Here is a 15,242-nt window from a genome sequence, read left to right as displayed (position 1 = left end):
TCCGCCAAAAGCTCGGCACAAGACGGGGTCTTACCGCGGTGTGCGCAGGGCTCGAATACGGCATAGGCACACATCTGGTTTTGACGTATGTTCGAGCTATGCGCTATTTTCATAAATCAGGCACGATCCGTGTACATGTCGTATAGCGCGCTGTATGTTGAAAACGCACGAGAACGCCGCTCGCAAATTTTATGAAATTTTAAAATTTAATCGAAATCTGATAAAAAAATTTATAAAATAGCTCATCAAATTTCAAAAGGATAAAATTTGCCGATGCCAAAAGACAACGCCGCAAGCCGCAATAAAAACCTGGCTGAAAAGATAGCCCAAAATAACGCCGAGGATAACGCCAAAGGCGAGGCGCAAAATTTTACTGAAAATCAGACCGTAAATAATGCTGAGGGCAAAATCGAAGCCGCCGCTGAAGCCAAAGCAACCGTCAAAAACAAAAACAAAACCGCTGCTAAAAATCAAAGCAAAAAACGGGTCGAAACCGATGGAGTCTCATCTGCTGGTGCTTCCGCACTTAACGACGCTGCCGAAGCCAATGAAACCTTCTCGGCTAATGCTTCCGCGCTAGGCGCCGCTGCCGCTTCGGGGGCCGCCGCGGGTATGAAAGCAGGTCTTGCCAAGGCTAGCGGGCGCGCGAAAACGAACAAGATATTTTTTATCGGCGCAACCTTGCTGATGTTTTGCTGTGTGATCTATCTGTTCTCGCCGTTTTTGATGGTGATCGCAATCGGCGTGTTGATGGCGGTGGCGACCTCGGGTCTGCACGCTAAAGTAACGAAGCTGTGCCGCGGCAGGCAAACGCTAGCCTCGGTGCTTAGCTTGTTTTTGCTATGCGCGCTTTTTTTCGTGCCTTTCATCTACGCCGTGATCGAGATCGCCAAAAACGCCGCGAGCTTCGATATGGCGCGCCTAAACGACGCGCTTAGCTACGTTCAGGGCCTAGATATCAGGTTGCCCGGGCCTTTTGAAAAATTTAATACGCAGTTTCGCTCGTTTTTAGCAAACCTAGACGTCGCGGGATTAGCGAAGCAGATCATCTCCTACCTCTCGGTCGTCGGGAAATCCAGCGCGAAATTTATCGTCGATATGGTGCTTATCATCGTATTTTGCTTTTTTGCCTACCTCTACGGCGAGAGCTTCAAGCGCTTTTTCAAAAAAATTCTACCCGTCGAGCCCGCGCAGATCGATTATATCTTTTCCGAGACGGCAAATACGATGAGCGTCGTGTTTTACTCGACCATCTTCAACGCCGTATTGCAGGGCTTTTTGTTTTCGATCATCGCGGGGATCTTCGGCTTTGACGCGCTGCTGATGGGGGTGCTTTTCGCCTTCTGCTCGCTCATCCCCGCAGTCGGCGGCGCGCTCATCTATGTACCCACCGCGCTATACGTGCTAGCGGGGGGTAGTACCTCGGGTGCGATCGTGATAATGGCGTATTGCGTGATACTGATCTCGACGCTCGCGGACAGCTTCGTAAAGCCGCTCGTAATAAAATTTATCAACTCGCGCCTAGTCGAAAACCCAGCAAACATCAACGAGATGCTGATTTTCTTCTCGATGCTTTCGGGCATCAGCACGTTTGGGTTCTGGGGCGTGATCTTGGGACCCGCGATTTTAACGCTATTTATCGCGGTGCTAAATTTATACGATTATCTAAAAAAGATAGAATTCGAGTAGGGCTTGCGCCGCTTGGCGTTTTTAAATTTATAAAAATGTCGCCCGTAAAGCGCAATGCCCAGCATGCCCTTGCGGCTCTTACGCCCTTGCGGCTTTTTGTCCGTTCGCGCTCTTGCGCGGGCTTAAAGGCTTTAAATTTAAAGGCAAATTTTAATTTCAGCTGCTGCTCGCGCTCTTTGACGAATTTTAGAGCAAAGATCGCGAGTATCGGCGAGGTTATTTTGGGTCGCGTCATGCGGCGGCGCAGTATTTTTAAGCTACACCGCGCGGCGTGGCGAAATTTTATGGATTAGAGTTTAAATTTAAAGTAGTCGATAATAAAAGAAAGAATTTTAACTTCAGCTCTAGCAGGCAATGCCCAGCAACTCAATACCCACTTTCGTCGCCTTCTCCTTGTGAGTTAAAATTTATCTTATTCTTTTGATTCTTTAAATTTTGGTATTGTTTAAAAAGTATGTCCGTCTCATGTTTATAATCGTATAAATTTTTATTATAAAATATCGTTTTATAATCGAGATTGTTCCCCTTGTCGTATATTGAAATGAAAGAAAATATATATTCTCTATCGCAATCCATATTTTCATCAATTATCTTTTTATAGTTATAGCAAAACGGGTATATGCTCTTTTTTTGTTGATAAACTACATCCCTAAATATAGAGTTTAAAAGCCACCTATAACATCTGTTTTCTGGAGTAATTATGTCAAATTTTTTAGTTTTTGTTTCGTACATAATTGGTAATTGTATGTCATTTTTACTTATAAATACAAAATCAGTAAATAGGTCGAATGAGTGGTTGGCGCCATCTCCAAACCTCATATATATAAAATTCTCTATAAAATTTCCATCTTCGTCAATCAAATGCTCCTGCTCCCAAGGATAAAAGAGGCGTAGCTTTAAAACCTCGTCGTTTTCTACAATCTCTTCGGCATTTTCTATAGGTTCGCCGTTTTTGCAAATTTTAGAACCCAGATCCATTAGATAATCAAAATTTAGCCTTTTATCCAGCTTCCAAAATTCGCATCTATCATCGGGATATTTATCGCCGTTACACCATGAAAATCTTACTCTCTCATAGCCGTTTTTGTCTAAGTGAATATCCGCCATCTTGCCGAAATCTATTTGCGGATAATTATCTAAATAGTGAAGCTTTTTTAGGTAATCTTTTAAATTTAGCTCTACAAGCTCTCTTTGCGTTAGATTTTTATCGCTAAAATCAAGCGCTTCTAAGATAGCTGAAATTCTATATGTGGGCAGTAAGGTGATAAATATGCAAAGCCAGATCAGAAAAACTATAATACAAAGGTATTTCAGGCGCAAGCTTACTCCTTCGGGCAGATTGCGCTATATTATCCAATGCAAGCTTAACGAGCCCATAATCCGCAGTGCTTGCAGCAAACGACTTGCTGTAAAAATTCCAAGCTTGTTTGCGCGATTAAAATTATATAGTTAAATTTGGTAGTTAAATTTGAAATTTTAAAATTTACATTTGGCGGTAAAATTTTAAAATTTGCGGCGGCGGTTTAGACCCGCACCTTGCCGCCGTATTTGATCTGGCTCGGATCTTTTTCGTCCAGCTCGCGCATTATCTGCTCGCCGTTGTCGGAGTTTGCCGCGGCGATATCTGCGTCCAGATCGGAGTATGAGTAGATCATCATCGCCTCGCTTACGCCCTCTATAGCCTCTATCGCGCGAAATGCGGCGATCTCGTCCTCGAAGCTCTCCGCGCTAATCGTGGCTACCGCCTTACCGTCCTCGCACGCGACGAACTCGCAGCCGTCGATACTTTGCAGCTGCTTGCGAAACGCCGCTACGTCGGCATTTGCGCCTAGATAGATCACGACGCTTGAAATATTCATTTTAGCCCCCAAAAGTAGATATATCTATTATACCCCGAGCCCACGAGATAATCTCCTTCGAAAAGCAGATAGTTGATGACATCGTTATCTAGCTCGATGCTGCGGATGATCTCGCCTGCTTTATCGATTACGCGCACGCCGTTATTAGCGGTAAAAGCGCCCAGCTCGGGGCTTAGCGCCACAGCAAAAACTGCAAAATGGGCGTTATAAAATTTAGAGAAATCGCCGTTTTCGTAGTAACACGATCTTTCCTTGTCGTTCGAGCCGCTCATCATGCGATCGCCAAGCAGCGCCACGGAGTAGATTCCGTCCTTGTGCAGGGACTTTTGGCTCATAAGTTTTTTCGCTTTCGCGTCGAAATAAAACACGATGCCGCCCTCACACGAGATTAGTAGCGTCCCGCTAGCGTGGTCGTAGGCGCTGCCGCCCAAAGACGCGATGGTGAGCTTTTGCTCGAAGCTTACCTTGCCGCTAGACAGGTCGAAGTATAAAATTTCGCTACCAAGACCTAGCAAAATCACGGTATTTTCGTCGTAGAAATAGACGTTTTTAATCCCCGTCATCGGCAATTTGTAGTGCGTGATCTTGCCGCCCGCAAACACGCCAAGCATCTTTTCAAACGCGTCGCCGTTATATAAAAATGCGTATTTTTCGCCTAGTTTATCGACGTCGAATATGGTAGCACCCATCGGCTCGTCTAGGTAATTTTTGGACGAGGGCAGGGCGAAAATTAGCGTTTTAGATATTGCGCCCGACGCGGAATTCGAGGCAGAATTTAATGCCGTAGAATTTTCGGCAGAATTTTGCTTCGCGGAATTTCCTAAAGAATTTACGGCAGCGGAATGTGCGGTGGAATCTCCCGCGAAATTTACGCTTGCTTTCGCATTGGAATTCTGCGGCGCATCGGAATTTGTGCTTGCGGCGGAATTTTGATCTGCGAAATTTTGCCCGGCGGCAGAATTTCGCATGGAACTCTCCGCGGAGCTAATGGTGATTTTATAGAGCTTGCCGTTGTCAAGCCCTGCGTAAATTTCGCCGCCTAGATTTTTTAGCACCGCGACATTTGCGTCAAGCTCTAGTATGAAGCTAGCGTGTTTGATCTCCGCAGACGCATCTATGCCTGCAGCGCCACTAGGTACCGCGATGCCGTTACCAGCATAGACGAAGCAGGCGCAAAGTAGCAGCGGTGGTAAAAATTTCATCGCGCGCTCCTACTCAACCTCGGCGCCTTGATTTAGCGTATCTATGAGATTAGAAGTGGAATTTGCGTCGTTAAACCTGCTAAAATCGGCTTTGAAATTATTTTTAACTAGCGGATTGGTTTGGGCTTGCGGTACGTGGCATTGCGTGCAGTTGAAGCGCTGCTCGGCTAGCGTGCCGTTTAGATCCGCGCCTGTACGGAAGTCTACCAAGTGGCTTTTTGGAATCGGCGTAGAGCCTACATCCTTAGCGACATCGGGCATATGGCAGGTTACGCACATATTGTTATCCTTTGTGATCGGCACAAGCCCCTCTAAGCTGTGCGGTATGAGCGGCGGAGCGTTTTCGAAGCTGCGCTCGATTTTCGAAGCGGCGCCTGGAGCGTCCTCGCTATATTTGAAATCGGGCAGAGAGTTTTTATTTTGCACCGATTCGTCCACGCTTTTTATAAAGCCCAAGCTGTCGGCGTCTATAGAAGCCGTCTTGTCCGCGGCAAATAGCGCCGCACAGCATGCAAGAGCTAAGCCTAAAACCATTTTTTTCATTTTTTCACTCCTAATATACTAAAATTTAACGCATCGTCGTCGCATACGTCGATGCAGCGCCCGCAGCTGATACACTCGCTGCTAACGCGCCCGTTTTCGCGCCCGACCATCTTAAGTACCTGAACTTCGGGGCAGACCATTTTGCATTTGCCGCACATCGTGCATTTATCAACCTCGTGGCGAATGCGAATGATGCTAAAATAGCTAAGTGCCGCCCAAAATCCGCCGAGCGGGCATAGTCGCGAACAGATCGTGCGATCGCCTGCAAAAATTTCAAAAACCACGATCAGTAGCGCGATTGCAAACGCACTCGCACTCAGCGATATGACGGCGCGCGCGAAAAGCGAGATAAAGCTTACGCTCTCAAACGCCGCAAAGCCGAAAGCTCCGCTGCAAATGAGCGCTAGCGCCGCTAGGACGTAGCGAGCCTTGCGGTTTACGCTAACGATCTTAGTCGTTATGCCGAGTCTTTTACGAAGCCACGCGGCAAGATCGGTCAGTAAATTTATGGGGCAGATCCATGAGCAATATACTCGCGGCGCTATAAGCGCATAAAATGCGCCTACGATAACCGCTCCGACAACCGCCGTAGCGCCCAAAGAAAAGCTAGCTAACAGCATCTGCGCCGTCGCAAATGGATCGCTTAGATTAATCGTACCGAAAAGTTTCGACGAGCTTAGATTACCCTTTAAAATTCCGGATAAAATTCCGTTTTCGCTCGCGGCTTTGAAGGCAAAATTATTTCCTAAAATAAAAAGGACTAGAATAGAAATTTGGCTCAAACGCCTTAAAATAGTATATTTCATTGCCTAGCCCCCTCCATTAGATCGTCCTCGTTTAAGTAGTCCTTGCTCTTTTGCGGATCGAGCTTGATTTTGGTGTCTGCATCCTTTAGCTTCGCGTCGTCGCCCTTGATCCAGCCTTTGACGTAGTTATCGCTTGAAATTCCTATGACGCACTCGCGCTCCACGACGCTGATAGCCGCCTTTTTCGTTACGCAGGCATGCTCGCACTTACCGCAACCCGTGCAGTAGTCGCTATCTACGACGGGCACGAGCAGGGCGTGCTTTTCGGTGCGGTTGTTGTGGCGGTAATCGATCCTAAGCGCCTTATCCATTACGGGGCAGCTTCGCACGCAAGCGTCGCATTGGATACCCGCATAAGCGATGCAATGCTCGGTATCTATGACCGCAACGCCCATTTTCGATAGACGCACATTAAGCTTGGAGTCTTCGCTTACCAGGCTTTTATCTAGTGCGTCGCTAGGACAGGCTGCGACGCAAGGTATGTCGTCGCACATATAGCACGGAATTTCGCGCGGGATGAAAAACGGCGTGCCGTTTGCAATAGCATGATCGCAAAAGCTCGCAAGCTTAAGCGTATCAAATGGGCATGCCTCGACACAAAGTCCGCACCTTAGGCATTTGCTAAGAAATTCTTTCTCGCTTATAGCTCCGGGCGGGCGGAGTCTGGCGTGCTCGCTGGAGTTTGCGACTCCGAGCCCCAGAACGCTTACGCCCGCAGCTAAAGAAAGAATACCTAAGACCTCACGCCTATTCATAATTTACGCCTTGTAAATTTTAACCGCGCATTTTTTGTAGTCGGTCTCTTTTGAAAGCGGACAGGTATGATCGAGCGTGACGCGGTTGATATAAACCTTCTCGTCAAAAAACGGCACAAAAATAAGCCCTTTCGGCGGAACGTTACGTCCGTGGAAGTCCACGCGCGCTTTTACCTTGCCGCGGCGCGACTCGATCCAGACGATCTCGTTTTGTTGCACGCCGATTTTGGCGCCGTCGGCTTCGTTCATATAGCATCTTGCCTCAGGCACCGCGCGATAAAGCTCCGGTACGCGCATAGTCATAGTGCCCGTATGCCAGTGCTCTAGCACGCGACCCGTACATAACCAGAAAGGATACTCCTCGCTTGGCACTTCTACAGGATCCATATATGGACGGAAGAAAATTTTAGCTTTATTGGCAAGGCTTGTTTTTTCTTCGCCTGAAGTAACGGATTTCAGATCGCCGCTAGGAAGCGCCGCTTTGGCGTTGCCATAGAAGGCGAAGTCGCTATCCGGAGCCGCTTTTTTAGCATAAGGATCGTATTGAGCGTTAAAGCGCCAAAGTGTCTCTTTGCCGTCTACGACCGGCCATCTAAGACCGCGCACTCGGTGATATGTATCGAAATCGGCCAGGTCGTGTCCGTGACCGGTGCCGAATTTACGGTATTCCTCCCAGAGATATTTTTGGATGAAAAAGCCATATCCTTTAAATTCTTTGCCGTCACTGCCGATGACGCCGCGAGAGTCGCCGTTTACTTCGGAGTTATCGAAGCTTGCCATAATCGGATCCTTTGCAGCGAAAGCCTGAGCGTCTTTGTTTGCAAAGAGCACTTCAAATAGTGTAGTCTCTGGCGTATAGCCGAATTCTGAAATTTTATCTAAAACGTTTGGAAGCGTAAGCTTATCATTTACTTTAACCTCGCCCCAGAAATCCTTGAGTTTGAAGCGCTTGGAAAACTCTAGCATCTGCCATGTATCGCTCATCGCGTCGCCCACAGGAAGGACCTGCTGTCTCCACCACTGAGTTCTGCGCTCGGCATTGCCGTATGCGCCCCATTTTTCGTAGATCATCGCGGTTGGTAGGATTAAATCGGCTACCTTCGCGCTTAGTCCCGGATATGGCTCGCTTACTACGATGAAGTTATCCATCTCGCGCGCCGCGGCGATCCAGTGGTTTGCGTTGGCGATCTGCTGCCACGGGTTGTTGACCTGTACCCATATCCATTTTATCTTGCCGTCTTCGAGATTGCGCAGAGCCTGCACGTAGTGCGCACCCGGTTTTGGATTTATCGTACCCTCGGGAAGCTTCCAAATTTTTTCGGAAACCTTTCTGTGTGCTGGATTTGCCACGACCATATCGGCAGGTAGGCGGTGAGAAAACGTGCCCACCTCTCTAGCCGTGCCGCAAGCGCTAGGCTGACCGGTAAGCGAAAACGCTCCGCAGCCGGGCTTGGCTTGTTTGCCGAGAAGGAAATGCACCATGTAGCTTTGCTCATTGACCCAAGTTCCCCTTGAGTGCTGATTAAAACCCATCGTCCAAAAGCTTACTACTTTGCGGTCCTTTTCGATGTAATAATCTGCGAGCTGCTTTAGCTTGGTCTTAAATGCCTCTAAATCCTCACTTTCGTCACCCTTGGCCAAAGGCGCTACAAATTCTAGCGTGTAAGGTTCCAGCGCTTTTTTAAATTCTTCGAAGCTTATGAGCCAGTGAGCATCCGATTTGTCAGAGTGTTTGTTTTCGAGTACGTCACCCTCTTTCATACCCAGATATGCTAAGGTAACGCCCTCGGATTTGCTTAAAATTTTGGATTTTTGCTTAGCTGCTGTATCAAGCTCGGTTTTGCGGTATTTTTTATGATTTATATCTTCTCGTAGGCCGTAGCCGATATCTACTGGACCGGTAGCGAATACGCAGTGCTCTTTAATAAATTTCTCATCTATCATATCCGGGTGATTGTAGACGATCTCCCTTGCTATGTAGTTCCATATCGCCAAATCGGTATTCGGACGGAATATAATTTCGATATCGGCGATATTTGAAGTGCGGCTAGAGTAGGTCGAGAGATTTATAACTTTTACGCGGTCCGGGTTGCGAAGCTTATGGTCGGAGACGCGAGACCAAAGAATCGGGTGCATCTCAGCCATATTTGCACCCCAAGCGATGATGGTATCAGTTAGCTCGATATCGTCGAAAACGCCCGCAGGCTCGTCAATACCGAAGGTTTGCATAAAGCCTACGACGGCGCTAGCCATACACTGGCGAGCATTGGGATCGAGATTATTAGAGCGAAAGCCCGCCTTTACTAGCTTTGCTGCGGCGTAGCCTTCCGGGATCGTGTATTGACCGCTGCCAAGTACGGCAAAGCCCTCGGGACCGCCTTCGTTATAGGCTCGCCTAAAATGCTTCTCCATTTCGTCGAACGCTCTTTGCCAGCTGATCTCGATAAATTTTCCCTTTTTGTCGAATTCGCCCTTGGAATTTACGCGCAAAAGAGGCTTGGTAATGCGATCGGCGCCGTACATGATCTTGGCGTTGAAATAGCCTTTGATGCAGTTTAGACCGCGATTTACGGGCGCCAACGGATCGCCTTTGACCGCTACGATCTTGCCGTCTTTGGTGGCTACCATGATGCCGCAGCCGGTGCCGCAGAAGCGACAGGCCGCCTTGTCCCAGCGCCAGCCTTTTTCAGCTTCGTCCGCAGCACTAAGACTGCTAGGTAAACTGATGCCCGCAACGCTACAGGCAGCCGCTGCTGCAGAGCTTTTTATAAAGTCTCGTCTATCCATGAGATTAACCTTTCGTTTAGAATTAATTTCTACTAAGATTTTGAATAATAGCATAAAAAAACAGCTTAGTCTAGATTAAAATCAAGGTTTTTTCTGCATGAATTTCAGATATAAAATAATAATTTTATAAATTTTAAATTTAGTGGCTTAAATTTTATCAGAATAGCGAGTTTTTGATAAATTTTAATATAGATTTTCATTTAATTAAATTAATATATTATACCGATAAATCAGCATTAAAATTTCATAAAAATTTAATTGTGCTTTGAAATAAAACAGAGCGTAATATAATTTCAAAATTCTATTAAAATTATAAAAGTTAGCTTAAAAAGCGTCTTTTGCGATAAGCGATAAATTTTACACTAAAATGCCGTCATTATCGAAGCAAAAGCGTAAAATTTAACTATTCAATTTAATATGCGATATTTGCATATTGCTTAAATTTTGCTTAAAAAAATTCACTAATTTAAAAATTCTTTTATAATCTAGAAAGTATAATAGCTGTGCAAACCAAAATTCTTGAAAGGAATATTATGCAGTCCAGAGAAAAGATTGTCAAAACGACTTGTCCTTACTGCGGCACCGGCTGTGGTATCGATCTTATCGTAAAAGACGGCAGGATCGTAAACGCGCACCCTACGCAGGCTCACCACGTAAATGACGGCGAGCTATGCTTAAAAGGGATGTTCGGCTGGGAGTTCGTAAATTCTCCAAAACGCCTTGCCAAACCTATGATCCGTAAGAAAAACGGAGTATTTGATAGAAGCGGCAAGCTTGAGGAGGTAAGCTTTGAAGAGGCTTACGATTTTGTAGCGTCTAAATTTAAAGAGACCGTCGCTAAATATGGCCCAAGCTCAATAATGGGCTTTAGTTCGGCGCGCTCAAATAACGAAGACAACTACGTTTTTCAGAAATTTTTCCGCGCTCAGGGCAGCAATAACGTCGATCACTGCGCCCGTCTTTGACACGCTCCTACAGTGGCAGGTCTTGCCAACACGCTAGGAAACGGAACGATGACGAACGATTTGGTCGAATTCGCTACCGATACGGATGTATTTTTACTCATCGGCACCAACACGAGCGAGTGTCACCCGATCATCGCTATGCAGATGCAGCGAGGCTTGCAGCGCGGCGCTAAGATGATTGTCGTAGATCCGAAGCGCACAGATATGGCGAAAAAAGCCGATATCTATTTGCAAATTCCAGTGGGTGCGAACATTAAGACGCTAAATACCATTATGAATGTTATCATTGCCGAAAATTTGCAAGATGACGAGTTTATCAAAAACTACGCTCACGGCTACGAGTATTTAAAAGAAGCGGTTAAGGACTTTACTCCTGAGCGCTTCGAGCGCGAGACCGGCGTGAAAAAAGAGCTCGTAATCGAAGCTGCTAGAATGTATGCTAAAGCAGGCGCAGCGGCGATCTGCTACACGATGGGTATCACGCAGTTTAGCGACGGTACGTCAAACGTATTTTCGCTTTCAAATTTAGCCATTTTGACGGGAAATTTAGGTAAAAGAGGCGCGGGCGTAAATCCTTTGCGCGGTCAAAACAATGTCCAGGGTGCATGCGATATGGGCGCGCTGCCTAATGTCATTCCGGCAGGCGCGGTAAATTCCGCTTATGCTCAGGAGCAGGCGCGCAGAGTATGGCACTTCGAGCTAAATCCAACTCCAGGCTTTAAGCTTACGATTGCTCCCGATAAGATGGATAGCGGCGAGCTGAAGCTGCTCTACGTTTACGGCGAAAACCCTGTAATGAGCGATCCTTGGACGGAACACTTTGTGCATGCAACGCACCATTTGGATTGCTTTATCGTGCAGGATCTTTTCTTTACCGAGAGCGCACAGAAGGCCGACGTCGTACTACCTGCTGCCGGCTGGGGTGAGAAGGACGGCACCTTTTTAAACACTTCCCGCCGCGTCCAGCGCACGCGCAAGGCAAGCGAGCCGGCTCCCGGCGTAGAGCCTGATTGGAAGGTCGTTTGCAATATCGCACAAAGAATGAGACTTGAAGGGTTTGATTTTTTAAGCGCAGAAGAAATTTGGAACGAAGTGCGTGCGTTAATGCCTAAATTTTTCGGCGGTATTAGCTACTATAGGCTAGATAAGCTAGGCGGCATCAGCTGGCCATGTCCTGATGAAGATCATCCGGGCACACCGGTTCTTTACGCAGATCATAAATCGATGCTGCCTGACGGTAAATTTAGAATGGTGCCGGTGCTTTACGTGGATGATAAAGAGGAGCGCGCTAAAGCTGAGGCGGATTTTAGAGCCAAGATGAAAATCCCTGATGATTATCCGGTGGGAAGCGGTGCGCTTAGCGAAATACCGGATGAAATTTATCCGTGCTTATTTACGACCGGGCGTAAGGTTTATCACTACCACACTGGCACGATGACGAGAGAGTGTCGCGCGCTAGAGTATGGCGCGGGTGCAGAAGGCGCGCTCATCGAGGTAAGCCCCGACATCGCACGCGAACGCGAGCTTACCGAAGGTTGCTACGCGCTTGTTAAAAATAAGCGCGGTCAGATCGCCGCGAAACTTCGCATAAATCCGGATCTGAAAGAGGGTACGATATTTACGACCTTCCATTACAGCGAGGCCGACGGCAACGAGCTCGTGCATGCGGGCGATCTGGATCCGCTATCGGGCATCCCGCCGCTAAAGATGACGATCGCAAATATCAGAAAGCTTAGCGAGAGCGAGTTTATCGAGTTCAGAAGACAAAACGAGATGTCGATGCACTCCGAGAAACCTTATCTATCGCCGGTGCATAGGTAGTTTGGGCGGTAAATTCCGCCCGCTTCGCAAAGATGAAATTTAATCGCGGCTACGGCAAAATTTGATGAAATTTTATCTTTGCGGGCGTTTCATGGCCGCTTGTGCTCACGGTGCGAGCGGCTCGTGGAATTTTCCACGCGATTTTTTAAATACAAAACTGCGAGCGCTTTAAATTTACGCACGCCGCTTCGGCTTTACTTCGGCGAATTAAGGCTATTTAAGCAAAATTTCACTACGATACGGGCGAAATTAAAATAAGGAAGGTCTATGGAGCCGATTTATAGGGCGGAGATAGTTAAATTTAAAGGGGATGAAAGAAGGATCGTAAGCGATATCTTGGTGCGCGAGATCAAGCTTGAAATTTTACTAAACGGCAAGCGTTTCGGCGCGCTGATGGCGACTCCGAGCGATCAGAAAGCGCTTGCGATAGGCTATTTGCTGAGCGAAAATTTGATCTTGGATCTAAGCGGTATAAGAAGCATCGAGCTCGCGCCCGACGGACTTAGCGTGAATGTCTGCGGCGAGATAAACGAAAAGCGGCTAAATAGCTTCGATGCCGAAAAAGTCATCATCAGCGGCTGCGGGCGCAGCTCTACCGCAAATATCGATCCTGCAGCGATGGCGGCGCGCAAAGTCCGCTCGGACGCTAAATTTCATAAGAATGAAATTTTAAATTTGATGAGCGAGTTTTACACGCAGTGCGAGCTTTACGAGATGACCGGCTGCGTGCATACCGCAAAGCTCTTTACCGCGGGCGGCGAGTATTTTATCGGCGAGGATATCGCCCAGCACAATACCATCGATAAATCGGTCGGCAAGGCGGTCTTGGCGGGGCACGATACGCAGGGCTCGCTTCTTTTAGTAAGCGGCAGGCTAAGCTCCGAAATGGTCGCCAAAGCCGTGATGAGCGGCGTTAGCGCGCTTGTTTCGCGCACGGCTCCTACGAGCCTCGGCGTCGTGATCGCGCGTAAATTTGATCTTACCCTTTGCGGCTTCGCGCGCGGCGAAAATTTAAACATTTATAGCGGCGAAGAGAGAATTTTGAGTTAAGAAGGCGGCATGGAGATAGATATCAAGATAGACGATAAAAAAGCAAGCGAGATCAAAAGGCTGATTTTAAATTTACTAAATCCAAGCGGCAAGCTTGATTGCGGCGCGGCGTTTAAGATCGCCGCCAAATTAGGCGTAGATGCAAGCGTCGTAGGAGATCTCGCGGCGCGCGAAGGGATACGGATAGATCGCTGCGAACTCGGACAGTTCGGCAAGCTGCAATGCAGCGGAGGTAGCATAAAGGCGCTGCAAAAGCTAGATCCGCTTTTGGATGATAAAAGACGGATCTTTTGTCGCGACGCCCGCGCCGTAGCTAGCGGCGGAGTTGGGTTTGACACCGTGCGCTCTACGCTTAAGGAGCACGCCATAGACGTGAAATATTGTCAGCTGGGCTGCTTTAAGGAGAAGAAAGGCAAAAGAATGAGGGTAAAAACAAAAACATGGATCGAAAATGCGCAGGGCGAGCTCATTTTCGGCAAGGGCAAAACCGAAGTGCTAGATGTGATCGCTCAGACGGGCTCCATCTCTAAAGCCGCCGAGGTTTTGGGGATGAACTACAAAAAGTGCTGGAGCCATCTGCAAATTTTACAAAAAAATCTGCAAGAGGAGCTCTTTAGCACCAAGCAAGGCGGCGGCAATGCCGCGGGCACGACGCTAAATGCACGCGCCTATGAGCTGATCGCTGCATATAAGCAGCTGCAAAGCGATATAGAAAACTACGCAAACGAGCGCTTTAAGGAGCTGTTTTTGAAAAAAGAGGGCGAAAAAGACGCAAGTAAAGCAAAAGATAAAAACCATTAAATTTAAAGGAGAAAACGATGTTTGTAAAGCTAAACGAACGAACCTATCTAAACAAAGACAGGATCACGCGCATCAAGGTAGATAGCGTCCAAGACGGTATCAGAATTCGCTTCTATGAGGGGCAGTTTCAAGTCGCCAAAAGCGGCAGATTTGAAAGCGAAGAAAAAGCGATGGAGTGGCTGCAGAAAAATTTTATCGGCAAATAGCCGCAAAGCGCACTTTATAGCCGCGCGAGCAGTTTGCAGACGAATCCGCAAAATACGCTCTTCGTGATACGGTAGCGACTCGCCGCTCATTAGTACGGACGATGATTTTGGAGTTTGCGCTTTCAAGAAGAGCTTGTGCAAAGGTGTTGTGGTAAATTTACGGCGAACGAGCTTCGGATATAGAGCCTAGCGTAGTGTGTAAATAGAGGATGTAGCTACGCAAATAAGGTCTATGACTACATTCGTTCGCCAAATTTACTTGAAATATTTCATCATTTAAACCCTGTCAACGGCATTTTTCGCTCAGCTTTGCTTATCGTGCCTATATAGTATTTATATTTTATTAAGTACTCATTGGGTATAGTCGCGAGCAAAATTCTAAGGGGAAATTTTGAAAGACTTCAAACTTCGGTTTATCTATGCCGTCTGCGTGGTAGTCGTATGTGCGCTGTATCTGCTAGGCGAAAGATCGGGTCTTATAGAGCGCAAACAAACCCATTTCACCGTTACTTCAGATACAAATGTCTCCAAAGTGCCCGGTCTTAGCAAATACGTAACCCAAGAAGAGGTCGATAGCTTCGCATTTCGCTACTGGGATATAGATTACAATTCAAACCCGAAAAACGTATTTAAAGAACCCCCTATAGACGTAGAACTAAAAAGGCTTTTAAAGAGCAAGCAAACTGATGAAATTTTAAAATTTATGAAAGATAACAATTTAACCGTCGACCATATTATGCACGGAGGGGTAACACCCG

Annotated in this window: 12 protein-coding genes and 1 pseudogene; 6 read left to right on the top strand and 7 right to left on the bottom strand. The window is 47.1% G+C overall.

The annotated features are described in order from the left end of the window. Positions 1-273: 273 nt before the first annotated feature. Positions 274-1,689: an AI-2E family transporter gene (locus Q0274_RS05790; protein ID WP_298028307.1), complete on the top strand. Its 1,416-nt coding sequence runs from the start codon at positions 274-276 to the stop codon at positions 1,687-1,689. A gap of 366 nt (positions 1,690-2,055) precedes the next feature. On the opposite strand, the gene Q0274_RS05785 is transcribed toward Q0274_RS05790, so the two are convergent. From Q0274_RS05785 to napA, 7 genes are all read right to left on the bottom strand, one after another. After that, the gene (locus Q0274_RS05785; protein ID WP_298028306.1) at positions 2,056-3,009 is read right to left on the bottom strand and encodes a hypothetical protein; all 954 of its coding nucleotides are present in this window, start codon (positions 3,007-3,009) and stop codon (positions 2,056-2,058) included. Between the two features lie 203 nt (positions 3,010-3,212). Further along, positions 3,213-3,548 (bottom strand): chaperone NapD, encoded by a 336-nt coding sequence (locus Q0274_RS05780; RefSeq protein WP_298028305.1) that lies wholly within the window; start codon positions 3,546-3,548, stop codon positions 3,213-3,215. Continuing rightward, positions 3,545-4,750, bottom strand: a complete 1,206-nt coding sequence (locus Q0274_RS05775; RefSeq protein WP_298028304.1) for a hypothetical protein — start codon at positions 4,748-4,750, stop codon at positions 3,545-3,547. Before Q0274_RS05775 ends, Q0274_RS05780 begins: the two co-directional genes overlap by 4 nt. 9 nt (positions 4,751-4,759) lie before the next feature. Further along, on the bottom strand, positions 4,760-5,293 hold the full coding sequence (locus Q0274_RS05770) for a nitrate reductase cytochrome c-type subunit (RefSeq protein WP_298028303.1): 534 nt from the start codon (positions 5,291-5,293) through the stop codon (positions 4,760-4,762). Further along, complete coding sequence (gene napH, locus Q0274_RS05765; protein WP_298028302.1) at positions 5,290-6,099, bottom strand: quinol dehydrogenase ferredoxin subunit NapH; 810 nt, start codon at positions 6,097-6,099, stop codon at positions 5,290-5,292. Before napH ends, Q0274_RS05770 begins: the two co-directional genes overlap by 4 nt. Further along, entirely contained in the window at positions 6,096-6,854 is a 759-nt protein-coding gene (napG, locus tag Q0274_RS05760) for a ferredoxin-type protein NapG (RefSeq protein WP_298028301.1), read from the bottom strand. The genes napH and napG overlap by 4 nt, the downstream gene beginning before the upstream one ends. 3 nt (positions 6,855-6,857) lie before the next feature. Beyond that, positions 6,858-9,641, bottom strand: coding sequence for a nitrate reductase catalytic subunit NapA (napA, locus tag Q0274_RS05755; protein WP_298028300.1), 2,784 nt, complete (start codon positions 9,639-9,641; stop codon positions 6,858-6,860). Between the two features lie 533 nt (positions 9,642-10,174). On the opposite strand from napA, the gene Q0274_RS05750 reads away from it, so the two are divergent. The 5 genes and pseudogenes from Q0274_RS05750 to Q0274_RS05730 all read left to right on the top strand — a co-directional run. Beyond that, positions 10,175-12,427 carry a molybdopterin-dependent oxidoreductase gene (locus Q0274_RS05750; RefSeq protein WP_298028299.1) on the top strand — a complete coding sequence of 751 codons (2,253 nt, stop codon included), beginning with the start codon at positions 10,175-10,177 and terminating at the stop codon, positions 12,425-12,427. A 267-nt stretch (positions 12,428-12,694) separates the two neighbouring features. Next, on the top strand, positions 12,695-13,477 hold the full coding sequence (fdhD, locus tag Q0274_RS05745; RefSeq protein ID WP_298028298.1) for a formate dehydrogenase accessory sulfurtransferase FdhD: 783 nt from the start codon (positions 12,695-12,697) through the stop codon (positions 13,475-13,477). 9 nt (positions 13,478-13,486) lie between these two features. Beyond that, entirely contained in the window at positions 13,487-14,278 is a 792-nt protein-coding gene (locus Q0274_RS05740) for a winged helix-turn-helix domain-containing protein (RefSeq protein WP_298028297.1), read from the top strand. A gap of 17 nt (positions 14,279-14,295) precedes the next feature. After that, positions 14,296-14,484 carry a sodium-dependent tyrosine transporter gene (locus tag Q0274_RS05735; protein ID WP_177388229.1) on the top strand — a complete coding sequence of 63 codons (189 nt, stop codon included), beginning with the start codon at positions 14,296-14,298 and terminating at the stop codon, positions 14,482-14,484. Positions 14,485-14,875: 391 nt separating this feature from the next. Continuing rightward, a pseudogene (locus Q0274_RS05730) lies at positions 14,876-15,242 on the top strand (hypothetical protein); the annotation flags it as partial.

Source organism: uncultured Campylobacter sp., assembly GCF_937973075.1.
In the GTDB taxonomy this organism is placed as follows: domain Bacteria; phylum Campylobacterota; class Campylobacteria; order Campylobacterales; family Campylobacteraceae; genus Campylobacter_B.
Note: the sequence above shows the minus strand (reverse complement) of the source record. Positions and strands in the feature narration are given on the sequence as shown.